The organism is Bacillus sp. FJAT-45350 (genome assembly GCF_002335805.1).
Classification (GTDB): Bacteria; Bacillota; Bacilli; order Bacillales; family NISU01; genus FJAT-45350.
Genome location: NZ_NISU01000001.1, coordinates 1,319,650 through 1,339,843, shown reverse-complemented (window position 1 = coordinate 1,339,843; position 20,194 = coordinate 1,319,650). Strand labels below are relative to the sequence as shown.

The 20,194-nt window shown below is 35.7% G+C and carries 17 protein-coding genes and 2 pseudogenes; 6 read left to right on the top strand and 13 right to left on the bottom strand.

Going from position 1 to position 20,194, the window contains the following annotated elements; all coding sequences use genetic code 11:
- Positions 1-411 precede the first annotated feature (411 nt).
- On the bottom strand, positions 412-1,554 hold the full coding sequence (locus tag CD003_RS06770; RefSeq protein ID WP_096200400.1) for an acyl-CoA dehydrogenase: 1,143 nt from the start codon (positions 1,552-1,554) through the stop codon (positions 412-414).
- Positions 1,555-1,646: 92 nt separating this feature from the next.
- Positions 1,647-2,390: an amidohydrolase family protein gene (locus CD003_RS06765; protein ID WP_096202275.1), complete on the bottom strand. Its 744-nt coding sequence runs from the start codon at positions 2,388-2,390 to the stop codon at positions 1,647-1,649.
- Between the two features lie 63 nt (positions 2,391-2,453).
- On the opposite strand from CD003_RS06765, the pseudogene CD003_RS22570 reads away from it, so the two are divergent.
- Positions 2,454-2,881, top strand: a pseudogene (locus tag CD003_RS22570) (CBO0543 family protein).
- A 294-nt stretch (positions 2,882-3,175) separates the two neighbouring features.
- Here CD003_RS22570 and CD003_RS06755 read toward each other — a convergent pair.
- The 3 genes and pseudogenes from CD003_RS06755 to CD003_RS06740 all read right to left on the bottom strand — a co-directional run.
- Complete coding sequence (locus CD003_RS06755; RefSeq protein WP_096200398.1) at positions 3,176-3,592, bottom strand: DUF350 domain-containing protein; 417 nt, start codon at positions 3,590-3,592, stop codon at positions 3,176-3,178.
- A 61-nt stretch (positions 3,593-3,653) separates the two neighbouring features.
- Positions 3,654-4,103 (bottom strand): hypothetical protein, encoded by a 450-nt coding sequence (locus tag CD003_RS06750; protein WP_096200396.1) that lies wholly within the window; start codon positions 4,101-4,103, stop codon positions 3,654-3,656.
- A gap of 567 nt (positions 4,104-4,670) precedes the next feature.
- Positions 4,671-4,889: pseudogene (locus CD003_RS06740) on the bottom strand (S8 family serine peptidase); the annotation flags it as partial.
- 166 nt (positions 4,890-5,055) lie between these two features.
- Here CD003_RS06740 and CD003_RS22225 point away from each other — a divergent pair.
- Positions 5,056-5,253: a hypothetical protein gene (locus tag CD003_RS22225; RefSeq protein ID WP_257008235.1), complete on the top strand. Its 198-nt coding sequence runs from the start codon at positions 5,056-5,058 to the stop codon at positions 5,251-5,253.
- A gap of 80 nt (positions 5,254-5,333) precedes the next feature.
- Here CD003_RS22225 and CD003_RS06730 read toward each other — a convergent pair whose 3' ends face one another.
- From CD003_RS06730 to CD003_RS06720, 3 genes are all read right to left on the bottom strand, one after another.
- The gene (locus CD003_RS06730; RefSeq protein ID WP_096200390.1) at positions 5,334-6,098 is read right to left on the bottom strand and encodes a hypothetical protein; all 765 of its coding nucleotides are present in this window, start codon (positions 6,096-6,098) and stop codon (positions 5,334-5,336) included.
- A gap of 3 nt (positions 6,099-6,101) precedes the next feature.
- Positions 6,102-9,878 (bottom strand): DEAD/DEAH box helicase, encoded by a 3,777-nt coding sequence (locus CD003_RS06725; RefSeq protein WP_096200388.1) that lies wholly within the window; start codon positions 9,876-9,878, stop codon positions 6,102-6,104.
- 197 nt (positions 9,879-10,075) lie between these two features.
- Positions 10,076-10,804 carry a helix-turn-helix transcriptional regulator gene (locus CD003_RS06720; protein ID WP_096200386.1) on the bottom strand — a complete coding sequence of 243 codons (729 nt, stop codon included), beginning with the start codon at positions 10,802-10,804 and terminating at the stop codon, positions 10,076-10,078.
- A gap of 143 nt (positions 10,805-10,947) precedes the next feature.
- On the opposite strand from CD003_RS06720, the gene CD003_RS06715 reads away from it, so the two are divergent.
- On the top strand, positions 10,948-11,925 hold the full coding sequence (locus CD003_RS06715; protein ID WP_096200384.1) for a carbon-nitrogen hydrolase family protein: 978 nt from the start codon (positions 10,948-10,950) through the stop codon (positions 11,923-11,925).
- Between the two features lie 114 nt (positions 11,926-12,039).
- Here CD003_RS06715 and pssA read toward each other — a convergent pair whose 3' ends face one another.
- The gene (gene pssA / locus CD003_RS06710) at positions 12,040-12,732 is read right to left on the bottom strand and encodes a CDP-diacylglycerol--serine O-phosphatidyltransferase (protein ID WP_373558533.1); all 693 of its coding nucleotides are present in this window, start codon (positions 12,730-12,732) and stop codon (positions 12,040-12,042) included.
- A gap of 235 nt (positions 12,733-12,967) precedes the next feature.
- Here pssA and CD003_RS06705 point away from each other — a divergent pair, with 235 nt between their 5' ends.
- A complete protein-coding gene (locus CD003_RS06705) occupies positions 12,968-13,549 on the top strand; it encodes a DUF421 domain-containing protein (protein WP_096200380.1) in 582 nt (193 codons plus the stop codon).
- A gap of 61 nt (positions 13,550-13,610) precedes the next feature.
- Here the strand turns inward: CD003_RS06705 and CD003_RS06700 are convergent, their stop codons facing one another.
- A complete protein-coding gene (locus CD003_RS06700; protein ID WP_179295584.1) occupies positions 13,611-15,245 on the bottom strand; it encodes a Na/Pi cotransporter family protein in 1,635 nt (544 codons plus the stop codon).
- Positions 15,246-15,523: 278 nt separating this feature from the next.
- Positions 15,524-16,063 (bottom strand): DUF3231 family protein, encoded by a 540-nt coding sequence (locus CD003_RS06695; protein WP_096200376.1) that lies wholly within the window; start codon positions 16,061-16,063, stop codon positions 15,524-15,526.
- 148 nt (positions 16,064-16,211) lie between these two features.
- Here CD003_RS06695 and CD003_RS06690 point away from each other — a divergent pair, with 148 nt between their 5' ends.
- Both CD003_RS06690 and CD003_RS06685 read left to right on the top strand, forming a co-directional pair.
- Entirely contained in the window at positions 16,212-16,790 is a 579-nt protein-coding gene (locus CD003_RS06690; RefSeq protein WP_096200374.1) for a hypothetical protein, read from the top strand.
- 134 nt (positions 16,791-16,924) lie between these two features.
- A complete protein-coding gene (locus tag CD003_RS06685) occupies positions 16,925-17,287 on the top strand; it encodes a hypothetical protein (RefSeq protein WP_096200372.1) in 363 nt (120 codons plus the stop codon).
- 343 nt (positions 17,288-17,630) lie between these two features.
- Here the strand turns inward: CD003_RS06685 and CD003_RS06680 are convergent, their stop codons facing one another.
- Both CD003_RS06680 and CD003_RS06675 read right to left on the bottom strand, forming a co-directional pair.
- Entirely contained in the window at positions 17,631-18,227 is a 597-nt protein-coding gene (locus CD003_RS06680) for an MSMEG_1061 family FMN-dependent PPOX-type flavoprotein (RefSeq protein WP_257008234.1), read from the bottom strand.
- A gap of 32 nt (positions 18,228-18,259) precedes the next feature.
- Positions 18,260-20,167 carry an iron ABC transporter permease gene (locus CD003_RS06675; RefSeq protein ID WP_257008233.1) on the bottom strand — a complete coding sequence of 636 codons (1,908 nt, stop codon included), beginning with the start codon at positions 20,165-20,167 and terminating at the stop codon, positions 18,260-18,262.
- Positions 20,168-20,194: the final 27 nt, after the last annotated feature.

Sequence of the window (20,194 nt, the reverse complement as noted above, 5' to 3'; positions counted from 1 at the left end):
GTGCATTATCATTCAAATATGAAAAGACGATCACTTTGAAAGCAACCGTCTCTTAGATGTTTATTCTATTACCAGTAACGTTGTACTGTACTGTGTAGTCATTATTTTGTGGATAATTTCATTGGTTTCAATAAATAATAATCATTGAACTATATCCCTCAGAGACAGGAATGATAAGGTTGTTTAATCAAAATATTGTAAAAGGATTAATGTATAGCACAATTATGTCTTCGGTTTTCAGTGTCGTTATTATTGGATTGACGATTTTTCATCATTTCAGAGTGAGAAAGTTACTGGAATCAATCAAGAACAGATAACCACTTTTTGTTATCGTTCTTAATGGTTGAACAGTTTTAGTTAGTTAATTAAAAAACAATACCTTTATAATCCTCTATTTGATGCTTATTTTACCTATATGGAAAGAAGGTGTTTTGAAATAACCAATCTTTGAATTTCATTTGTTCCTTCATAAATTTGTGTTACTTTGGCATCTCGAAAATATCGTTCTACTGGGTATTCTTTTGTATACCCATAGCCACCAAATACCTGAATTGCCTCTGTTGTCACATACATGGCAGTGTCCGAAGCAAAACACTTAGCCATAGAGGCTTCTTTACTACAAGGAATTCCTTTATTTCTAAGGTCAGCTGCTTGATAGACTAATAATTTGGCTGCCTCTACTTTAGTGGCCATGTTCGCAAGTTTAAACGATAATCCTTGTTGAGCAGAAATCGGTTTACCAAATTGTTTCCTCTCTTTTGCATATTGTATAGCAGCCTCTAAAGCAGCCTCTGCTATTCCAAGTGATTGCGCAGCAATACCTATTCTCCCAACATCTAAATTACCTAATGCAATTTTAAGACCTTCTCCCTCTGTTCCAAGTAGATTTTCAACTGGTACTTCTGCATTTTCAAAGAATAATTCACATGTATTTGAACCATGTAATCCCATTTTTCTTTCTTTTTTCCCTATAAAAAAACCTGGAGTATCTTTATCAATAATTAAAGTGGAAATTCCCTTTTTACCTTTTGTAGGGTCAGTAACTACAAAGGTAATATAAATATCTGCTGCGCCCGCACCACTAATAAACATTTTTGAACCATTAACAATATACTTATTTCCCTTCCTTTCTGCAGTAGTACGAATATTTGCTGCATCTGAACCCGCACTCGGCTCAGTTAGAGCAAAGGCACCAATAAATTTCCCAGATGCTAATTTGGGAATATATTTTATTTTTTGTTCGTCTGTTCCAAAATATAAGATAGGATTTGTCCCTACAGAAGTATGAACTGAAACAATTTCTCCTATGGTTGCACTTACTTTTGATATTTCATTAATGACCAGAATATACGAAATAAAATCCAGTTCCGTTCCACCATATTTTTGTAGAATTGGTATGCCCATTAAACCTAATTCTCCCATTTTCCGAATGGTTTCAAGTGGAAATTCATCTGATTCTTCCATATCAACTACAGCTTTTTTTATGATCTCATTCGAAAATTCTCTTACCATTTTTTTTATCATTTGCTGTTCCTCATTTAATCTTAACTCCATTTTATTGTTTTACCCCCCTAATTAACGACCGAGCGCTCGCTCATTTATACTATAAAAAATCTGAATTTTTCTAATTCTAACACAACTAAAATTTATTTGAAATACCAATTGATAGAATTTTCATATAAAATTTTACTTGCTTGTTCCTCGTTAAAAATAGATTTTATTAGCTCTATATCCGATTTTTGAAACGGCCTCTTCGCTCTTGTAGAAGGTAAATCCGTTCCAAACATTAGCGCATGAGGATTAACATTATGAATTGATAACAAAGTACTCTGTACATCTAAATCAACTCTTCCAAAACCAGTTGCCTTTACTTTTACACCTTTATCAACTAAAGATAGTAAATTACTAAATCCCTCATTAACTAAACCAAGATGATCAATGGAAACTGCAGGTAGTTCCTTTATAATTGGGGTAATTTCTAATAGGGTTTTTGAATCAATGTATAACTCAGTATGCCATCCTGCTAATTCATACACTCTTTTAGAAAAGGATTCTAAATAAGATACATCTTCAGATCCACCACGCATCACATTAAAACGTATGGCCTTTACACCAATATCATTAAGACGGATAATTTTCTCATCGGAGGTATCGTAAGGTAATTGAGTTACTCCAACAAATTTTGTGCCCAAAATTTTTAACGCATCTTCAAGATATATTTGATCAAATTTTTGAAAGGAACCTGAAACGACAGCTCCCCCAACAACATTCAAGTTTTTTACACTTTCCAAATAATCCTCACAAATGAACGGTTGCGGTAAATACCCTTGATTTTCATACAAAGGAAATTTTCGATTAATAATATGTAGATGCGAGTCAAAAATTTCTATTGTAATCACTCCTTTAAATTATTTCAATTATAAGTTATTTCATCTTGGCTAATCGTAAGTCTAGTGCTCTTCTTATTAGTTCCGAAAAATAAAATACGACATGCCCATGTTGCTTTTTTATTTCAGCAAATTATTACTTGGTTTATTGGGTTACTTGTTGCAGAAAACAATTTAATTAAGTATCCAAGACGTTCAAAAAGTCTAATAAAGCAAGTTTCACATTTGAGTATTTTGTATTTCCGGCTGTTTCCGTACTATTTAACCTTTTATACCCTGAGAAACAACGCTCAATGATTAAATTTCTATACTACTCTTTATATTTGGTTGTATTATCTGTATTAGAGTTAATTGCAGTTAAATATACAAAACTCATAACATACATTCACTGGAAATGGTATTGGAGTACTATAACTATGGGGATTACAATATATTTATCACGGTTATATTACAGATGGTTTTTTGCTAGTGAATTTTATGAAAGGGCAAAGTAAAAACTTTGCTTTTTTTGTTGCGTTTAAAAATCAGTCCACCAACCTCTTATTAGACAATCGTTCAATATTGTAGGGTTTTCTCTTCGTGATTATTAAGGCTTCACATTAAATAAATAGAAAACAAGCGCACCAAATCACTGCAATTTAGTACGCTATTTGTATTGCTATTTGTTATTTTCTTTTCCAAAAACTGAACTCGTTATGTTTACAAGGATTGCATTTCTAACTGTTCCAATACGAAGTAAGTCTCTGTTTTTTGTATGTATACACAATCATTTTAATCCACCATCCATCTTAAAAGCTAATATTAGCAGCAACAATTAGACCGACCAAAACTGAAACACCACCTAGAAACAGTCCTACCGCAACATTGCCATTTTCCACTTCTTTCGCCAAGTTCGTGTTACGAGTAAATACATATTCGATGACAAGATGTAAAACAATTTGAACAATAATTGCTATAAAGGCCCAAATTATCAAATCTATCAGGTTAATCGAATGACGAACTGCCGATTGTAATACGACAACAAGGCCTGCCATTTTTCCTAATAGCTTTAAAGCAACTGCTGTGTTGCCTTTTCTAATTTGCTCCCGTTCCGAGTATGGTGTGAGTAATTTAAAGAGATATGTTCCAATAACAAATAAAACAAGAGATACTGACAAATAAATCAAAAAATGATCAAAGGTTTGAAGATAATAGCTAAAATCCATACGTATGCTCCTTTCACCCAAAGGTTGTTCCTTTTGTTAATCTAGATTGAAGCTATCTCGTTTAACCACCAAAGCCACCTCCTCGGCCTATACCTGAACGGGGGGTTGGATTTCTTGGCTGTTGTGGATTAGGGTTTACATTCGGGTCGGTACGTGGCGGTGTCACAGCAGGCTGTCTAGTCCTAGTTCCTCCACCAGCTGTAGCTCTTCCTGCCATGAACGCAGCAATAGTCGGGAACCACATCCCACCATAATAATAATGACCATAGTTTTCGTTTCCTTGTTCGACACATTGGTAGCCCTCAGCTTCTTCATCCCATTGCCAAGTGTCACAATCTGCTTCCTCTGGTGATGGTAGTAAATCAGGGTCTGGTTGTACATTCGTTTCCGGATCAGGCGGTGGTGATAATAATTCATCCTCCAACGCAGGAGAACAGGCAGCCAAGCCCATTAAAGCCATACTTGAACTAAGTAAACCTTTCAAAAGCTTATCGGTTTTTGGTTTTCTCATGATAACACCTCCCATAAAATAAGGATGCTTTACCTATAGTATCACCTAAAATTAACTATTTTAAGGCATAAGAAAACATATTTCTTTTATGAAAGTTGTCACACTACATTAGCAAATGGTCCAACTAATAAAATTTTCTACATCTAAACTCTCTCCTAGCATTTTACTTCTTTCAAATATTATTTCCTAGCGATTTTTATAACGTAATAAAGGATTATCCAAGGTAGGATATATCTCGTGATCAAATCAAAAACATACAATACAGTAAAAAAACCGTTAAACCTTATAATTTCTATGTAGTTATAAGCAAGCGTCATCAATATTCCTATTCCTAATGTAACTGCAAAAATCATTAAATACTTCAAAATATATCTCCTTTTAAAAGATTTTCAGACGTATTTTCATCATTATCATAACTGAATAACAAAAAGAGTAACAGGAAAATATTTCTCCTATTACTCTTGTGTAGAATGCCTATCGAATTTGAAAAGTCGTAGTTGCCGAACTACTTCCGAAGTCTTTCTTAGACGAATCTGTTTTTACGTGGTAGGTCCCTTTTGCTACGTTTTCCATCTTATTTGTAATAGACCAATCAATTCCAGCTATAACATCTGATAGATTCCCATTCCCATCACGATCAAGTACTTTTACACCATAAAGGCTTGATTCGTTGGCAATACCAACTGTTCCATAATGATTATTTTTTGCACCAATAATACCGGCTACATGTGTACCATGTCCATTATCATCTGAAAAGGAAGAAGTATACGATATAAAAGATGCACCCGCAGTACTTCAATTTGCGGTTACATTTATCATCGCATTTATCGTAGAGTCATTAGTTGAGCCGAAAGCTCGTAAGTTAGCACTATTACTACCTTATGATAAATCGAAAGAAATTAACTTTATCATAGCTCTTTCTATTTGTATGGTCCCTATAATGGTTCTTATCATGTCTGTATACGGAGTTATTTTAACGGCATTCATGATTGGAATTGAAGGTTCAATTCTGACAAGGTATCTTACAACAGTTGGTCTAAACTTTATCGTGGCACTTCCAGCCCAGTTACTTATTGTTGGACCAATCTCTCGTGGTCTATTAACTAAATTCATCAAACCAGCTACACAACAGCTAAAAGTAAACGCATAATAACAAGCGATAATAAAGAAACAAGCGTACCAAATCACTTCGAAATGGTACGCTTCTACTATTAAACTGAACAAGTTATCTTATTTCCCGCTCGTTTCAGCTTCCTTCTCTTGTTCATCACGCCACTTCACCATTTCATGTTCTTCTATCTGTTTTTCAAGTGTATCATCCCAGTGTTGTAGCAGTGTATTCCAAACACGAGCATAGAAAATGTCTTGTTCTTTATTGTACATTTGAAATTCAATACATGGTATTTGTTCCTCTACCTGTTGCTCGAAGCTAGTTATCTCTGATACAACGGTTTGAAATCCATTTTCGTCTAACCCATTTCTACTCTCGGCTAGAACTTGCATGATTCTACTTGGTTCAATAAGCCCCTGATTACTCGCATAGCGATACTCTGTCAAGTCTTCTACGTCAGCGAAGGATAACGTCAATTCCTGCCAAAGCTCATCATGACTAGGGCTATATAATAGTTCTGTCTCTTCTTCCTCTAATTCCTCTTCAACGATTCCTGAGATAAGTTGCTCCTTACCTTTTGTTGTTAATTTGTAGGTGGAGTGCTGAAGCTGTATTAAGCCCGTTCGTACCATTTTCTCAAGTAAGTCTGTAATAAATAGCTCCTCTACTAATAATATTTCAGCTAAATTCGCTGCTCGTCTTATTTCAGCTTCTTCAAAAGTAAGTAGCATCATTTTCATGAGAATATCCATTTGGGCTTTTCTCACTCGCTGAAAAGCAACATCAAGTCTCTGGACTGGTAAATACCAAGTAGCAGATTGCTTTATTTGAACAGCTGGATTTCCAAGTAGATTTGCTTCTAGCTGTTTGGTCAGCTTTTCCAAAGATTATGTCACCTCACTCAACATTCGTAGGCCATTTTGTTTTTCCACTGTATTTAACACGTGCGTATACATTTGTCTTGTATCAGCATATTTTGTCCGTTCCGTAAACATCTTTGTACTGCCGATTAATACAAGTAGCTCTTTCGCTCTTGATAAGGCAACATTAAGCCTTCTGTAGTCTCTCGCAAAGCCAATATCATCCTTTTTATTGTCATGATTGCGGACCATGCTTAACAAGATAACATCCATTTCCATACCTTGAAACCGGTCAACAGTACCCGTCCGAATCGTCAAATTACGCAAAGAGAGCTCCTGCTGTATGATGCGGTCTATTCTTTTGATTTGCTCACCGTAAAAACTGATAACGCCAATACTCTTTTGCTCGTTCATTTTCATTCTTCCGTCTAATTTGGCTTGTTCTACTGCTTCGTCTAATTCTTTAAGAAGCGAACTAATCTCTTTTAATTCAGCTGAGTTATATAAGCTCTTTCCACCCTTCATTCTTTCTTCAAAATAGGAAGGCTCGTTTGGCATATCTACCCATACTAAGTGATTTTCACGCTTGATAAGACGTGTTTCTAGTAAATGATCTCGGTCCGAATCAGAGTTGTTTAGACCACATTGTAGTCTGTCATTTTCATGTTCGTAAAATGGTGTGATCGTTGCCATGATGTTTTCATGCATCCTGTATTGGATTGCTAGCATCGCCTTATTACTTTGCGGTAAATTTTTATACAACCGTTCAAATAGCGATTCGTTCAAGAGTTTTTTTAGTTCTGCTTTGCCTTCAAAATCATCACGTTCATCAGCCATCTCCTGGAGTGTTTCTTCTAAGGTGTCGTTACCTAATAGAGGTGGCAACTGATGATGGTCACCAACTAGGATAATTTTCTTCCCTTTTAACATCGGTAATAGCAGTTCAGGTGGGGTTGCTTTTGATACTTCATCAATAATCACTACATCAAATTCAGGATACGTGTCGATAAAATCTTTTCGTGCTGAAGCTACACATGTTGTTCCGATTACATTCGCATGCTTAACATAAAGCTTACGAATTTCATCTAAGTCATGCTCATTTGCTTCTGCCAATAAAGAAAGCCATTTACCTTGTGTTGACTGAAACAGTGGTAGCTTATCTTTTTCCTGCTTTAATGATTCTCTATTCAAAGATAGGCTAGCAAGTTGAGTAAGTACCTTTTCATGTTCCTTTTCTGGTTCAGTTGAAAGGATCTCTTCTAGAGTTGTCAGTTCCTTTTCATTCTCCTGAATCATCTGTTGTAACTGAGTCAAGTTCGCTTCGTACCGCTCAAGTTTCTCGATATTTTCTTGGAGTTGTTTAGTTCCTTCTTGATGCTTTTCGGTATTAATTTCAACTTGGTTCCTCACTTGGTCATACTTCTCTATCTTTTTGTTTATCTCAAGCGATTCTGCTTCTTGTTCACGAAGTATTTCTTGTGCGTTTGGAATGATTTTTATTGACACTGTCACTTGCTTTTGTTTGTTTAATAGAGATTGAAGCTCGGTGCTCTGCTCTTCTATTGCTTGTAGCCACTTTTGCAATGCCTGTTTGTTTTCACGTTGCTTATACTGAAGTTGTTCAACGATTTCCTGTTTCAGTTTCTGAAATGCTTCCTGTGCCATTTGTTTATACGTTTCGTACGAGTGAAGACGACTTCCCTTTTGCCATACAAACTGTCTTCTTCCGTATAGACCTTCAAGGTATCCGATAAGCATTTGTGGGTAAATCGTGGTTTTTGCTGATAGTTTGCTTCTCAGCTCATTTAGAAATTGGTCAATTTCGTTTGCAGTATAAGTCCCTGTTATTTTGCGCTGCTGTAGATGGTAGAATGGTAGATTTTGTCGTGATAAAATCGATTCAACATATGAAATTGCTTTAGTAAGCATTTCATTATATTCTTTTAATTTGTTCAGTTGATTGATAGAGCCACGAAGTTCCTCTAGCTCATTTATAAATTCCTGAACGTTTACCGTACGTTCTATATTTTGTTCAAGTATAATCCATCTTAAGCCGTCAATTTGTTTGATATTTGTTATTTTGGCGAGTAGTTCATCCATCTCGAATGCTAACTCTGCCCATTTTTCACGTTCTTCAGTTGCTTTGTCGATTGATTCGTTTACTTCAATTATCTTATTTTCTAATTCTTGATATGCTATGCTGTGTCTTAATTGTTTAATGAATTCTTCACATGTTTTCAGCTCTTTTTGAAGCACATCTCGGTCCGGTTCGTTACGTAGAAAAATTTTGTCGTTTTCAATAGCTGTAGTTAAAGAATGGATACTTTCTTCACTTTCCTGCACCTGCTTCATAGCCGCTTGTTTCTCTTGCTCGGCCACAGTCATGTTGTGTTTTCGTTCAGCAAGAATAGACTGAATCTCACTAAACTGTTTTTCTGCTTTCTGCTTTGCTTCAAGATCAGCCTCTAGTCGTGCAAGTACAGGCTCTAGTTTCTCTTGTTCCTCTACATTTGCCGCCCATTCTATTTCAATTTCTACTTTTCGTTTTTTACCTACTTCAAATTGTGCAGAGACTTCTTTTAATGTATGGTCCTTCCAATATTGACCTACATTTTCTTCAATGAATTTTTTTCCTTCTTCTTCAATACTTTCTGTCCGACCTACACGAAGGATGCGAATATCTTTATTTGCTAGTAAACGTCCAAGAGCATTGTCTACAGCCAAATTTGATTGTGACGCAACGAGTGTACGTAGCCCAGCCCTCGCATTTTGTAAGCAAATTTCTGAGATGACGGTTGTTTTTCCTGTTCCTGGTGGACCTTGTATAACGTATAAATCTTCTGCTGATACAGCACCTCTTACCGCTTGTTGCTGAAACTCGTTCAATCGATTGTGAAACTTTAGCGTAACTTGCTTTTTCGGTATTCGAACTGGTGGCTTGTTTTCAAATAAAAGACGTTCAAGCTCTGGATTTGCAGCTAGTCCGTTTTCTAAATGCTTAAAACCTTGTCGAAGTCTTTTAACCTGACTTAAAGCTGCAAAATTACTGAAAAGGACTTCTTTTTTCTTCATGTCAAACTGTTGTTTACGGGCGCGTTCCTCCATATAGCCATGTAATTCTACTTCAACTGTAAGAGAGGAACGATTTGCTTTCAGTACCTTCCCAACATCCTGGTCAATTCCAGTAAGTTTGACGCTCAAATCTTTGAGTGACTTCCATTCTTTTTCAGCTAAATGGCAGCCGTTTATCGTCATTCTTGTAAAATCACCATTGAATGTAAGTCTCGAATAAGGAGACGCCATGTCGGCTATATCCGCTGAACGCTCCTGAATTTTCAAGTAGCCTTCCCAACTGGCAATCCGTTTTTTTACATACTCTGAACTTTCCTGAGCTACCGGCATTTCGTTAATTAAACTTAACAAATCATAGGGAACGATATCTCCCCGCTGTATTTTCAAATCAAACTTAATATCTACAGGCGAACGCCAATTTGTTTCAACCGATGAATTAGCGTTTCTCGTCGTCACATTCGTCGTAATAAACCGGTCCTTTTCCACAACACAATGGAATACGATTACTAATTCATTATGTTTAACCGCCATCTTCCCATTTGCGCGATTATCAAAAAATAATGCAACTGAGAGAGGACGATCGTCTGTTTCTGGGTATTTTTCTATATAAACGCGAAACGATGGCTCTAACGAAAAAAACGAGTTCCCGTCTGTGCCGAGTTCCCGCATCCTATCTTTCGCCTTATTCGTCAGAGTCAACGGGCATCGATATGCCGTACGTTGTTTCTTCATTCAGTCCACCTACTTTATTCACCACACAAAAATATATGTGGTTTTCTCCCAACAGAATTATAGCATATTGCGTCGAGAAAAAGAGAGTTAACAGTCTATAATTGCTTAGTAGATTTGGATGATTTTATCAATAGTAAAATCTATAGCTTTATTTCAAAACTAATCTTTCGAATATTGGGATAAAGGCATCACAATGACTAATTATTACCGATTATATAGCACAGGCTTGTTCGGTTTGAGACATTAAGTTTTTTATAAATATTCTGTAGATGTTTTTTGACTGTATTAATGCTAATGAAAAGCCTCTGCGAAATCTCTTTATTGGATAACCCTTTTTTAACTAATTCAATTACTTCTAGTTCTTTTACTGACAAGCTAGCTAGCAGGAGATTATCTTTTTCTTCTTTATTTTCGATATTATTAACCATATATCTTGTTAAATACCGGGTGACAATTTCTAGGGATGTTACATCATTTAAAGTAAAAGCTCCATCTGTTTTTGGCCTAACAAAAGCAATTCCTCCGAGCAATCTTCCTCCATTGATTAAATAAGCGACCATTTGATGATAATAGCCATGCTTGTTCATAAATTCATTATAATATGGTTCGCGTTCATACTTTTCAAATGGAATAATATCATTAATTCTCAGAACACGCTGTTTCGCAAGCTTATGAGAAATGTTTGTCGGAACATGATAATCCCATTGGGAACAGCCATTAAGATAATCATTCATAGTGCGATAGTCAACATTCAACCGGACTGGACTTACTAATTCAAGATTATCATTTGCGAGCCAAAAGTTTGCATGATGGAAACCAAAGATTGTCTCAAAAGTTTTTAAAGCATGTATACGAAAATCATCAAAAGGATCTATCATTTCATCCATGAAGTTAACTACTTTTTCATAGTCTCCTTTGGTCAGCATTTGTGTTACTCACCTCATATTCTACTTTTCTTTTGACTATAGACACTTTTGGGTGTATTTTCAAGACTATTTCAAAAATTTAAAATTATCCTTTCGGGTAATTGAAAGCGCTTTCTGAATTAGTGATAATAGGATTATAGTAAATGAAAGGAAGTGGAGTTATGAGTTATTTAAATGTGGCATTAGTACAAATCGCATCTCCAAGCAATAATAATGACATTGAACAAAGGAAACTGGAAAACTATGAAAAAATGGTGTACTACATTGATTTGATTTCCAATATGAATCCTACGGTTGACTTAATTACGTTTCCAGAATTGTATTTACCGGGACTAGATCCTGAGCGCTGGTATGAAACAGCAGAGACAATTCCCGGACCATTGACAGATATGCTTTGTCAAAAAGCTAGAGAGCATAAAAAATGGATCGCCCCAGGGTCAATTTTTGAAAAAGCTGAAACGGACGGGGAAGCCTATAATACGGCTATTCTCATCTCTCCTGAGGGTGAAGTCGTCATGAAATACCGAAAAGTATTTATTCCCTACCCTCTTGAGCAATCTAAACCAGGTGATGATTTTCCAGTATTCGAGATTCCAAATATCGGAAAAGTCGGCTTCATGATTTGTGCAGATGGTCACTATCCAGAGGCAGCAAGAAATCTGGCACTCAAGGGCGCAGAAGTGATCATTAAACCTACATTACAAGGAGATTGGATTGGAGGGCAACGAAACAACCTCCCTATTGCTATCACACGTGCAGTAGAGAATCAATGTTTTGTCCTAAGTATTAATCATCCTAACCCAATCGGGATGGGACATTCTGTAGCAGTAGATCCGGAAGGTAGAATTATAGAAGAATTAGGAGATTCTGAATCCTTTACGGTTGTTTACCTTAACCTAGAAGAAGTGCGCAGGGTAAGAGAGTATGGATCTTTAGGAATGTTTAGCTTTCTCAAAATGCTAAAAGAATTTAAAGAATCAGGAAAGCCTGTCGATGAATGTTATCAAAAAGGTATTAAAGAAGCTCCAATCTACAAAACATTCGATACACCAAGTGCAAAAACACCTGCTGAAATAAGAAAATATATGCCTCAAACACAGCCTAAAACATCCACTGTATAAAAGCGAAAAACGTAGACTTAAGTACACAAGTCTACGTTTTTTCCCTCTGTTAAGACACATCCTATCCTTTTTTCTTGGAAGGATAAATCAATTACTGATTACAACGCCCTCTTTTTACTGTTTATTCTTTTTTTTCACAACAAAGCGGTAAGCTAAGTATGCGATATATAATGGTGTTGCGATATAAATAAGATATGGAAACTGTTCGTACGTTCCTTTATAAATGACAAATAATAGCGTCCCTAGAAAAAGAGTGACTATCGTCCCGTACTTCGGTAGAGGAACTTCTTTAAGACTTGGAATTCTAATTCGACTGACCATTAAAAAACACAATGATGTAAAGATCACAGTTGTCACGATGTTGGGAATAATGTCACCTAACAGCGTAAGAATCGCTAATATTCCCCCAGCTGCCGTAATTGGAATGCCGATAAAATAATTTAACGATGATTTGTCCGTACTGATATTAAAGCGAGCTAAACGATAAGCACCAAATAATGGAAATAAACCAGCTACAGCAAAGCCAATTACTCCAAATTGAAAAAAGTATGTATAATACACTAAAAAGGACGGAGCAACACCAAATGTAACAATGTCAGCTAATGAATCAAGTTCTTTTCCTAATTTACTATCCGCGTTCAACATTCTAGCTAGTCGGCCATCCATACTATCTAGCATCATTCCAATCAAAATTAGGATCGCAGCATTATTAAACTGTCCACTTGCCGCAAATCCAATCGATAAGAACCCACAATAGAGATTCCCTAATGTAAACATATTCGGTATCATTTTTGTCAACTTACTCATCATAACCCTCATTCTCAACAAAGATTTCTATTACTTCTTTATCATAACATTAAAAGGTATTTACATAAAATCCAATAAGTAATCTTACGTATTATTCGAAGATGTTGGTAGCCTGACTCCTACATTTACGAGTAGACTTATAAGCAACAAAATTGTATTTAAATTTTGTGACTAGAATCCGCTAGAAAACTCCATAATATTCTATACAGAAAGTATTAATAAGGAGTCATTATTTATGGATTTTATTTGGGAGTCATTTTTATTAATTATTATAGGATTTCTGTTACTGAGAATTTCTGGTCGAAAATCGATTGCACAGATGACAATCACGACAACTGTTGTCATGATTTCGATTGGTGCTATTATTGTGCAGCCAATTATTGAAGATAGCGTACCAAAAACAATCATTACAATGGTTATTTTTATTGCGACGCTTGTATTTCTTGAATATCTTCAAGTTAAATCAAACGCACTTGAGAGGTTGCTAACTGGAACGGCTGTTTCAGTTATTGAAAATGGGCAAATAAATCTAAAGAACTTAAAAAAGTTAAGACTAACTATTGATAAGTTAGAAATGCAAATGCGGCAAAAAGGAATATCGAATATTGCAGATATAAAGAATGCGACAATTGAACCAAATGGACAATTAGGGTATGAACTAAAGCCTGATGCGAGGCCCCTTACAGTGGGAGAATTTAAAAAGTTAATGGGAGCTATGGTTATAGAGCAAAACCAATCTCCAGATATTGATGGGGGTCTATTTTATGAAGTTATAAACAAGAAGCATCCCAAAGCGTACCCAGAAGATTTAGAATAAGTAATAAGGGTTGTCCAAAAGGTAACTAATGCCTTTTGTTCAACCCTGAAAAGTTATTTCCTTATACTTCTTCTCCAATTACTGCTTCTGCAATGTTAACCGCATGGTCTCCTACACGTTCAAGATTACTTACAATATCAACAAAAACAATCCCTGCTGACCCTGTACATTGACCTTCATTTACACGAATAATGTGCATTTTACGAAGTTTTCTTTCCATTTTATCGATCAATTCTTCTTTTTCCACGACAGCACGTGCTTCTTCAATACTGCCAGTATCGAGAGACGTAATTCCTTGTCTTACTGTTTCTATCGTTAATGTAAACATTTCATCTAAGTCAGCTAGTGCCTGATCTGATAAGATAACTTTATGAGCTAATTGATATTCCTTTAATTCAATTATATTTTCCATATGATCCCCAATTCTTTCTATGTCACGAACTGTATCCATTAGTGTAGAGTGGAGTTTTGAATCTACATCAGATAGCGAACGTGACGATATTTGAGTTAGGTAATCTGTAATTTTTCTATCCAAGTTATTAATTGCTTCTTCAAACTGTACCGTCATTTCAGCATTTCTCTTTTGTCCAGTTTGTAAATATTGATTTGCTTCCAAAAGCCCTTTTTCAGCGAAGTCTGCCATACGTAACACTTCTTGCTTTGCTTGGCCTAGAGCGATCGCTGGTGAGCTTGTAATAAATCGAGGGTCTAAATGCTTCGCCTTATATTCAATTTCATACTCTTTACCAGGGATTAATTTTGTCACGATTAAAGCCAATACAGCGACAAATGGTAATTGGATTAGTGTATTCGCTGTATTAAAGATACCGTGTGCAAAAGCAATCGTCATCTCTGGATTTAACATCAATTGATCTCGTAACATACCAATAAACCGATAATATAAAGGGAATATAGATAATACAAGAAGTGTCCCAATTAAATTAAAAATTACATGAACAAGTGCAGCTCTTTTCGCTGTTATTGAAGCTCCTATTGCTGCTAACACAGCTGTAATCGTCGTACCGATATTATCCCCAAATAGGACCGGAAGTGAAGCAGCTAAATCCATTGCCCCTTGAGAATGTAATGTTTGTAATAACCCAATTGAAGCAGATGAACTTTGCACAAGTACAGTAAAGACTGTCCCAATAAGAACACCTAACAATGGATTATCACTCATGCTAATAGTTAAATCAACAAATGCTTGTACTTCTCTAATAGGCTTTAGACCATCTCCCATAACATTTAACCCATAGAATAGTGCTCCAAAACCAAATATAACTTGACCATAATTACTAACCTTTTTGTTTTTAAAGAAAAAAAGTAAGAAGGCACCAACTGCTATGATAGGTAAAGCATAAGCAGATATCTTAATACCAATGATGAACGCTGTTACGGTCGTACCAATATTGGCTCCCATAATTACACCAACAGCTTGCTTTAATGTCATAAACCCTGCATTTACTAAACCTATTGTTAATACAGTTGTACCTGTACTCGTTTGTAATAGTATTGTAACAACAAGACCTGCAAGTACCCCCATAACAGGATTTGACGTAAAACGGTCTAATAATTCTCTTAAACGATCTCCAGCTACCTTCTGAAGTCCGTCTCCCATAAATTTAATCCCAAATAGGAAAATTCCTAGCCCTCCAAAAAACATGAAAAGCAATGTTTGTAAGTCCAAATCTCTCATCCCTTCAAAATATCTTTTCGACAAACTTCAACAATACACATTATCAGTATAGTAAACTTTTATTAATCTACTATTTAGTTAATGTAAAGGTTTTGTAAAGGTTATTACTTAAGTAAAAGCCCATAGCCGGGATTAGCTATGGGCTTTTACAGTTGGTTTGTCGAAGTACTTTGGGATGAAGTACTTATAAATTTATTCTATACGAGATTCATTAATTAAGCATTATGGATTGGTTAAGAAAATGTAAAGTAACTATGTATGACTATAGCATCTTATTTTTAAGTCCCAGGTGGTGTATAAGCTGGAGGTAGTTTAGCCCAACCTCTTTTTCTCATTTTCGTTTTAAGTGTTGCACCAAAAATAACTGTTTCATTAAAAAATTGAAACCACATTGCTCCTACATCTTTCCTTACACACTCTGCTACTCCTAAAGATGATTTTGTAGTCATAGCTAAGATTTTCATAGCCAATCCATTCGCTATCTCTTCCTCTGTTAATTTAACTCCTGGAGGAATATCTTTAGGATCGCTGAAAGGTTTCGGTTCTGAGACAGGAGGCAAAGCTACTCCTTCCTTCCTCATAAACTGTTCTAGTTTTTTAGATTGTTTAGAACATAATTTTACAGCATCGGTAAGTATTCCTTTTAACTCATCGTCATCTGTTGTATTTAAACCAATTTCTTCAAAAGCAATAGCCTCTTTAACAATTCCATAATAAAACCAACAGTAAGAAGCTTCAACTATATTTATTTGCAGTTTAGGTTCATCATCAACTATCGTGTTGAACGTACTGCTTAACATTTCAATGATATTAGGCAATTCAAATACCTCCTTCATATTTACAGTTTTTACTTCTCTATATAATTACCATCTATCTACAATTTACTCGCATTGTTAATGACTCTTTAAGTTGGATAATTACGTACATCTTTTCAAATAATAAAAATAAAAAGGGAGGCTAGGTTTTATGTTAACGTCAAAAGACCAATTAGAGGCACTTAATAAAATAACTTCAATGACAGAAAAGCTTAGTCAAACACAATTGGAGTACTGGCAATTGTATTCACATATTGATACTTGGGGATTTAAAATTATTTTATTAATGTTCATACTTCCTTTAGTCTTATTGTATTTTGTTATAGATAGAAAGAACATTCTACTTTTAGGTTTTTATGGCATGAATATTCACATTTGGTTTAGCTATATAAATATTGCTGGTGTTAGACAGGGATATTATAGTTATCCCTTTGAGCTACTGTCATTTATCCCTGGCAATCTTGCTTTAGATGCAACTTTAATTCCTGTTGTGTTTATGCTTGTTTATCAATGGACAATAAAGTTTAAGAAAAATATTTATGTTTCTTCATTTGCATTGTCACTACTATTAGCATTTGTCTTTAAACCATTACTAGTAGGTCTAAACTTATTCGTATTACATAAAGGAGTCACTTATTTTCATTTGTTTATTTTGTATTGCATAATATTTTTAATTTCAAAGCTTATCACAAACATTTTCTTAAAGATGCAAATTAATCCCAATTATTAAAGAGGTAAAATAACAACAAACTCCCTATTGTGGAAGGATTTTAAAAATTTTTCCACGCCCTACAAATAATGACAGACTTCGCATTGAGTTTACACTATTATTATAGTAACAATAAACTTAAGTGAGGGCTCAATATGAAACGTCGATTAAAACATTCAATCGTTTTTCAGTTCCCTACAAAAGCAAATTTAACTATAAAAGAAATTAACGGGGTATTGATAAATCATTCGAAGAAAAAGGAAGTTCAAGTACATAATATTAGTTTAGAAGAACTATGCTTTTCTACAAATTTAGAATTCCCTTCAATAGATGAAAAATCTTTAATTTTAAAATTAAAACTCTTACCTCAAGTCAAAGTAATTGGTGAAATAATTTCAAAAGAAAAAAAGAGTGAATCTAACTACTATTATCGGTTAAAGTTTTTAACTTGTAATTTAGGATTTTATAGACATTTCTACCAACTACAAAGTCAAGGAAATTTCGCTAATTTATTATAGTGAGTAAATAAGCCGTGTTGATTTTTTTAATATTTTTTTCTATTCTTATAAGTTGCATATGTAAAAGAGCCCACACCATATTGAGAGGCCGCGAAATAGTGTGATTTTCACTTTTCAGCGGCCTCTAAGTAATGCGCGAAGCCGTTGCCTCTTTCAAAAGCGCGCTATGAGTGGTTTTCTCATAGCAAGCGCGCAACGTGCGGAGCCATTACCACTTCTCGAATCGTCTAGATTGGACTTTTTCAGTGCCTTCCCATATTGAGGTGAGGACTCTTAGGATTTTTTTGCTAAAAGAATTTCTGACTAAAACCTTCGATACTTGAACGTTCAAATAATAATCCACTTACTCTTTCAGTTCCATGCCATTTATCTTTAAATGTGCTTGAAATATCTCCATCATCGAAGGTATATTCTCTTTGTTTGGCCACTTATCAATGTCCCAAACCATTGACTTTTTCAGAGCTCGTGGACAATGTATGAAACACTCTTCTACCTCTACTCCTATTCCTAGTAGTGGATTTTTGCTGTCTACACTCATCTTACTTAAAATATCGTTATTTTGAATGATATATGCACGTCCATTGATACGTAGTACTTCTTCCAAACCAGGGATGAGGAAGATTAGACCAACATGAGGGTTAGAAATAATATTAATAATTGAATCCACTCTTCTATTACCTGGTCGGTCTGGGATAACTAACTGTTCTTTATTCAATACGTGAATCGAACCAGGTTCATCGCCTCTAGGGGAAACGTCACAATTACCATCAGCATCTGATGTAGAAAGAAACATCAGTGGTGACATTGAAATATATTTTTTAGCAGTTTCATCAATAAATGAAATCGATTTGTTCTTTACTAACTCATGAGGTGTTCCAACGATTTCCCTCAGCGCTACTTCTGAAGTAATCGCATTTTCTACAAAGCTTACTTTCTCCACATACCTCATCCTTTCTAGTACAAAGTGATAGATTATCTCATTTTTCTAAGTAAATATAATAAATAAGGAGCACCAATTAAGGCAACGATTAGTCCACTCGGTATTTCATTCGGCGCAATTAATATTCGTCCTACAAAGTCCGCTACTACTAACAAGAATCCACCAAGCAAACCAGACACAATCGTAAGAGGAAGATGCCTGAATCCAACCAATCTCCTTGCAATATGTGGTGCAACAAGTCCGATAAAACCGATTGTTCCGACTAGCGCTACAGCTGCCGTACTTAACGCAACGCCGATACATAATGCCCAAACTCGTGTAGAACGAACAGATAGTCCAAGTCCAGTCGCAACGTCATCACCAAAAGTTAACGTATCCAATTTGCGCGTCATATAGATGGCGGGACCAATAAATAGGATAAATAAAATTAATGCATATTGAACATCATCCCATCCTTTTCCATACGTACTTCCTGAAAGCCAGACTAGAGCAGAAGCAACAGCTAACTTTGCTTTTACAATAAATACTTGAGTTGCTGCCGAACCGAATGCAGCTATGGCAATACCCATTAACGCTACTAGTAAAGGTTGAAAATTATTTTTCCAAGCAGTAGCTAAAATAATAAATAAAGCGATTGCTGCACCGATACTCGCTCCAATCGGCATAAACGCAGGAGGAAGTGCTGGGAACATCACAAGAAGCATCATAGCACCTGCTCCACCCATTGATGTGACACCGATTACACTTGCATCAGCTAATGGATTACGTAGAACTCCCTGTAATAATACCCCAGTAACTGCTAGCATCATCCCTACAATAAATGAAGTTAATACACGTGGAATACGGAAGTTCCATACGATTGAATTAAACCAATCAAATGTCCATGCTATTCCATTAAATGAAAAAGCAATGACTATACCGACACTACTTAACCCAATCATAATTGGGACAATTACTTTTAATTTAATCGGGGACGTTGTGCCACCCATTTGGCGGTCAGAACTTTTTAATGAACGAGCTGTTTTCCATGCTAAATATAAAAGCCAAGGTCCACCAATTAAAGCAGTCATAGCTCCAACAGGTACTTCTTGCCCAGGTTGAATAAGACGTCCTAACACATCGGCCCCTACAAGCATAATTGCTCCCCATAAAAAGGAGTGTACTAGAATCATGAAGTGTCCTCGAACCCCTAGCATTCTCACAATATGCGGAGCCATTAAGCCAATAAATCCAATTGACCCTACGACACTTACAGTAACAGCCGCTAATACTATCGCTGTAGCCCAGGTTGCTAGTTTAATCAGCGAAACATTTTGTCCTAGTGATGTAGCTATTTCTTCACCAAGTGATAATGTATCAAGTGGTTTCGCTAATAGTAACGCCGCAAGAAACGCTAGTGCAATCATAGGTGCAGCAAATGTAACACCATCCCAGTTTAATTGAACGAGTGTACCAGACCCCCATAGAAAAAGACCATTTGTTTTATTTTCGAATAATAATTGCAATGTACCAGTTACTGATGCAAAAAGTAGTGCAATAATCATACCTGTTAATGCAACCCGTACAGGCTCCATTTGTTTACCTGATAATATGACAACCATAATGGATGATAACGTTGCTCCAAGTAAAGCCGTAATGAATGGAAAACCCCCTACAAAACTTGGGAAAAAAATAGTTGAGACAACCACAAAGAAAAATGCCCCTGCATTAATCCCTAGTGTACCTGGTGCAGCAAGTGGATTTTTCGTTAACGTTTGCAGGATAGCACCGGAAACGGCTAGTGCTCCACCCGCAATAATACCAATCACTAGTCTTGGTAAACGAAGAGACAATACAATGTCTTGTATCCGACCTTCTACCCACACCTGATCTAGTAACTCATACATAGAATAATCTGCTTGTCCTTGAGTTAGATGTACTAGAGATAAAACGATAAGCAAGAAAAAGCCCCCTGCCAATAAGGCAAA

Excerpts from the sequence above, each read along its gene's own strand:
- CD003_RS06700 (WP_179295584.1), bottom strand. The coding sequence starts at position 15,245 with ATGAGAGATTTGGACTTACAAACATTGCTTTTCATGTTTTTTGGAGGG.
- CD003_RS06705 (WP_096200380.1), top strand. The coding sequence starts at position 12,968 with ATGGATTTTATTTGGGAGTCATTTTTATTAATTATTATAGGATTTCTG.
- CD003_RS22225 (WP_257008235.1), top strand. The coding sequence starts at position 5,056 with ATGTCTGTATACGGAGTTATTTTAACGGCATTCATGATTGGAATTGAA.
- CD003_RS06725 (WP_096200388.1), bottom strand. The coding sequence starts at position 9,878 with ATGAAGAAACAACGTACGGCATATCGATGCCCGTTGACTCTGACGAAT.
- CD003_RS06715 (WP_096200384.1), top strand. The coding sequence starts at position 10,948 with ATGAAAGGAAGTGGAGTTATGAGTTATTTAAATGTGGCATTAGTACAA.
- CD003_RS06770 (WP_096200400.1), bottom strand. The coding sequence starts at position 1,554 with ATGGAGTTAAGATTAAATGAGGAACAGCAAATGATAAAAAAAATGGTA.
- pssA (WP_373558533.1), bottom strand. The coding sequence starts at position 12,732 with ATGAGTAAGTTGACAAAAATGATACCGAATATGTTTACATTAGGGAAT.
- CD003_RS06750 (WP_096200396.1), bottom strand. The coding sequence starts at position 4,103 with ATGAGAAAACCAAAAACCGATAAGCTTTTGAAAGGTTTACTTAGTTCA.
- CD003_RS06720 (WP_096200386.1), bottom strand. The coding sequence starts at position 10,804 with ATGCTGACCAAAGGAGACTATGAAAAAGTAGTTAACTTCATGGATGAA.
- CD003_RS06685 (WP_096200372.1), top strand. The coding sequence starts at position 16,925 with ATGAAACGTCGATTAAAACATTCAATCGTTTTTCAGTTCCCTACAAAA.
- CD003_RS06690 (WP_096200374.1), top strand. The coding sequence starts at position 16,212 with ATGTTAACGTCAAAAGACCAATTAGAGGCACTTAATAAAATAACTTCA.
- CD003_RS06755 (WP_096200398.1), bottom strand. The coding sequence starts at position 3,592 with ATGGATTTTAGCTATTATCTTCAAACCTTTGATCATTTTTTGATTTAT.